The sequence below is a fragment of the Saccharopolyspora sp. genome, from assembly GCF_017434145.1.
In the GTDB taxonomy this organism is placed as follows: Bacteria; Actinomycetota; Actinomycetes; order Mycobacteriales; family Pseudonocardiaceae; genus Saccharopolyspora_C; species Saccharopolyspora_C galaxeae.
In genome coordinates this window covers 1-4,266 of record NZ_JAFRFW010000505.1, presented here as the reverse complement: position 1 = coordinate 4,266, position 4,266 = coordinate 1, and the positions used below count along the sequence as shown (strand labels likewise).

Sequence of the window (4,266 nt, the reverse complement as noted above, 5' to 3'; positions counted from 1 at the left end):
CCAGCACCTGCTCGGACGGGCCGACCAGCGACGAGCACACCCGGCGGCGCCGCAGTACCCGATCGGCGAACGCGCGCATCGCCTCCGGGCCGCCGGCCAGCGGGATGAGGTTGACCCCGGAGAAGCACAGCCCGTCCAGCCCGCTGCCGTAGCCCCAGACCTCACCGCCCAGCCGGCTCGGCCGCAGCCCGGCGGCTTCCACGCGGGAAGCGACCATGCAGGCCGCGACCGGGTCCCGCGCCAGCGCCGTGTGGACACTGGCCGCGTCCCGGTCCTCCAACAGGCGGGCACCGACGAGCTTGAGCACGGCTAAAAGAGTGCCAGAAGACCCCGCGTCCCGGCTCCCCTACCCGGTGTGCGCAGCGCAATCCGAACGTGGATCAGCCGACCGGCGCAGGTGCGGCCGACTGCACGCGCAGCAGTCGCCACCGTCCGTGTCGCCACCCACGTTCGATCGATCGGCGTCACCGCGACGGCGAATGCTGCAGCGACCGGTTCAAGAACCAGCGCAACGGAACGGCCCCGCCGAGCAACGCACCTCGGCGGGGCCGTGCGGCAATGTCCGCGGGCGATGTCCGCGCAGCCGCGCGATCAACCGACGGTGACGACCGGGTCGCCTTCGCCTTCCGGAGTCTCCTCCATGTCCTCGGCGATGCGCTGCGCCTCTTCGATCAACGTCTCCACGATCTTGGCCTCCGGCACGGTCTTGATGACCTCGCCCTTGACGAAGATCTGGCCCTTGCCGTTGCCGGAGGCCACCCCGAGGTCGGCCTCCCTGGCCTCGCCCGGCCCGTTGACGACGCAACCCATCACGGCCACCCGCAGCGGCACCTCCATGCCTTCCAGGCCCGCGGTGACCTCGTCGGCGAGCTTGTAGACGTCGACCTGCGCGCGGCCGCAGGACGGGCAGGAGACGATCTCCAGCTTGCGCGGGCGCAGGTTCAGCGACTGCAGGATCTGCGCGCCGACCTTGACCTCCTCGACCGGCGGCGCGGACAGCGAGACCCGGATGGTGTCGCCGATGCCCTGGCGCAGCAGCGCGCCGAAGGCCACCGCGGACTTCACGGTGCCCTGGAACGCCGGACCGGCCTCGGTCACACCCAGGTGCAGCGGGTAGTCGCACTGCTCGGCGAGGATCTCGTAGGCGCGCACCATCACGACCGGGTCGTTGTGCTTGACCGAGATCTTGATGTCGTTGAAGTCGTGCTCGGCGAACAGGCTCGCCTCCCACAGCGCCGACTCGGCCAGCGCCTCGGGCACCGCCTTGCCGTACTTCTTCATCAGCCGCGGGTCCAGCGAGCCCGCGTTGACCCCGATCCGGATCGGCGTGCCGTGGTCCTTCGCGGCGTGCGCGATCTCCTTGACCTGGTCGTCGAACTTGCGGATGTTGCCCGGGTTGACCCGCACGCCCGCGCAGCCCGCCTCGATCGCGGCGAAGACGTACTTGGGCTGGAAGTGGATGTCGGCGATGACCGGGATCTTGGACTTCTGCGCGATCGCGGGCAGCGCTTCGGCGTCGTCGGCGCTGGGGCAGGCCACCCGGACGATGTCGCAGCCCGAGGCGGTGAGCTCGGCGATCTGCTGCAGCGTGCCGTTGATGTCGGTGGTGTTGGTGGTGGTCATGCTCTGCACGGAGATGGGGTGTTCACTGCCCACCCCGACCGCGCCGACCTGCAACTGGCGGGTCTTGCGCCGTTCGGCCAGCACCGGGTCCGGGGCGCCGGGCATTCCCAGGTCGACGGTCATCGATTCCTCTCCACCTCTACGACGGGTGCGCTGACTGGTTCCGCCCTCACGGGCCGGTTTCGCGGGGCCGGTAGCCACCGATGGGCTGCGCCTGCCGGTGCCGGCGACTGCACCGGGACCGGCTGTCCGCCGGGGCCGCGATGCTCCCGGCCGGCCGGTGACGGCGGAGCCGTCCCGCTCCCACGATACCGATCGTCTCTCACCCGGCTGGGCAAGGTTCGGCACTGATTTGATCACCGGCAGTGATCGACATTGCTCCGTCAGTGGCCCGCCCGCCTGCGGAGACGTGCTGTTCACCCGCCGTTGTCCGGCGCGTGAACAGCGGCCTCCGCGCTAGAGGAACGTGACCGGATTGACCACGTCGGCGACCAGCACCAGCAACGAGTAGGCGATGAACACCAGCGTCACGCCGTAGGCCAGCGGCATCAGCCGCGCCGTGTCGAACGGACCCGGGTCGGGCTTGCGAACCAGCTTCGCCAACCCGCGCCGGATCGACTCCCACAGCGCACCCGCGATGTGCCCGCCGTCCAGCGGCAGCACCGGCAGCATGTTCATCACGAACAGCGAGAGGTTCACCGCGGCCAGCAGCTGCAGCAGGATGATCAGCCGGGCGCCCACCGGGGCCTGGTCCATCGACAGCACCTCGCCGCCGAGCCTGCTCGCGCCCACGATCCCCACCGGGGAGTCCTTCGACCGCTCCTCGCCGCCGATCGCGCTGACGAGGCCGGGAACGCGCTGCGGCAGCTCCACGACCTTCTGCGCGGTGAGGGTCACGAACCCGCCGATGGTGCGCGCCACCCCGCCGACGTCCTGGCGCACGTAGACCTGCGTGGGTGAGAGCCCGAGGAACCCGACCCGCTCGGTCTCGTCCGGGTTCCGCAGCGACGGCCGCTCGTCCTGGATGAGGTTCGCCCGCAGCGGCACCTCTTGCCCGCCGCGCTCCACGACGACCGGGACGGAGCCGGAGGACTCGCGGATCGCGAGCTGCAACTGGTTCCACGAGTCGTAGCGGCGGCCGTTGAACTCGACGATCTTGTCGCCCTGCTGGAACCCGGCGGCGGCCGCCGGGGACGGCGGAGCGCCGGGCGGGCAGCTGCCGGTGTCCTTGGTGTCCGCGGCCACCACGCACTCGCTGACCGTGTTGACGGTGGTCGTCGGCTGCGGAGTGCCGTAGCCCATCAGGATCCCGGCGAAGATGGCCACCGCGAGGATCAGGTTCATGAACGGCCCCGCGGCCATCACGATGATCCGCTTCCACGGCTTGCGCTGGTACATCTGCCGGTGCGCGTCCTGCGGCGGGACCTCTTCGGCGTCCGCCTCGCGGGCGTCCTCGATCATCGCGCGCCACGGCGAGGACGATGCGGTGCGCCCGTACTCCTCGTCCCGCTTCGGCGGGAACATGCCGATCATCCGGATGTAGCCGCCCAGCGGGATCAGCTTCACCCCGTACTCGGTGTCCCCGCGCTTGCGGGAGAACACGGTCCGGCCGAAGCCGACCATGTACTGCGTGACCTTGATGCCGAACATCTTCGCGGTGAGCAGGTGCCCGAGCTCGTGCCAGGCGATGGACAGCAGCAGCCCGAAGAAGAAGATCACGATGCCAACGACGATCAGCATTTACCGCACCTCCGCGACCAGCTCGCGAGACTTCATCCGCGCCCACTCCTCGGCTGCGAAGACCTCTTCGACGCTGCGCGGCGCGTCGTGCCAGTCGTCGGCGGCGGCCAGCGTCCGCTCGACAGTCTGCACGATGGACGTGAAACCGGTGTCACCTCGGACGAACGCGGCCAGCGCTTCCTCGTTGGCCGCGTTGTAGATGGCGGGCAGGCAACCGCCGGTGCTGCCCGCGTGCCTGGCCAGCGACACCGCGGGGAAGACATCGTCGTCCAGCGGCTCGAACGTCCACGCGGAGGCTTCGGTGAACGACAGCGCGGGCGCGGCCCCGGCGATCCGCCGCGGCCAGTCCAGGCCCAGCGCGATCGGCAGCCGCATGTTCGGCGGGCTGGCCTGCGCCAGCGTGGAACCGTCCACGAACGTCACCATCGAGTGCACGATCGACTGCGGGTGCACCACCACGTCGATCCGCTCGTAGTCGACGCCGAACAGCAGGTGCGCCTCGATCAGTTCCAGGCCCTTGTTCATCAGCGTCGCCGAGTTGATCGTGACGACGTCGCCCATGTTCCAGGTCGGGTGCGCCAGCGCCTGCTGCAGCGTGACGCCCTCCAGGTCTTCCTTGGTGCTCCCGCGGAACGGGCCGCCGGAGGCGGTCAGCACCAGCTTGTCGACCTCGTGGCCCCGGCCGCCCACCAGGCATTGCGCGAGCGCGGAGTGCTCGGAGTCCACCGGCACGATCTGCCCGGGCGCGGCCGCGGCCAGCACCAGCGCGCCGCCCGCGACCAGCGATTCCTTGGTCGCCAGTGCCAGCTTCGCGCCGGACTCCAGCGCGGCCAGCGTCGGGCCCAGTCCCCGCGAACCGTCCACCGCGTTGAGCACCACGTCGGCCGGGGTGCTGCGCACGAT

General features: G+C 70.4%; 4 protein-coding genes. All 4 read right to left on the bottom strand.

Annotation, left to right across the window (positions count from 1 at the left end):
* Positions 1–307: DUF4081 domain-containing protein (locus IJH84_RS14020; RefSeq protein WP_295145055.1), on the bottom strand; the 307-nt coding region annotated here is incomplete at its 3' end.
* A 284-nt stretch (positions 308–591) separates the two neighbouring features.
* Positions 592–1,746 (bottom strand): flavodoxin-dependent (E)-4-hydroxy-3-methylbut-2-enyl-diphosphate synthase, encoded by a 1,155-nt coding sequence (gene ispG, locus IJH84_RS14015; RefSeq protein ID WP_295145052.1) that lies wholly within the window; start codon positions 1,744–1,746, stop codon positions 592–594.
* A gap of 333 nt (positions 1,747–2,079) precedes the next feature.
* On the bottom strand, positions 2,080–3,363 hold the full coding sequence (locus tag IJH84_RS14010) for a site-2 protease family protein (protein WP_295145049.1): 1,284 nt from the start codon (positions 3,361–3,363) through the stop codon (positions 2,080–2,082).
* A partial coding sequence (locus IJH84_RS14005) for a 1-deoxy-D-xylulose-5-phosphate reductoisomerase (protein WP_295145045.1) occupies positions 3,364–4,266 on the bottom strand: 903 nt, incomplete at its 5' end.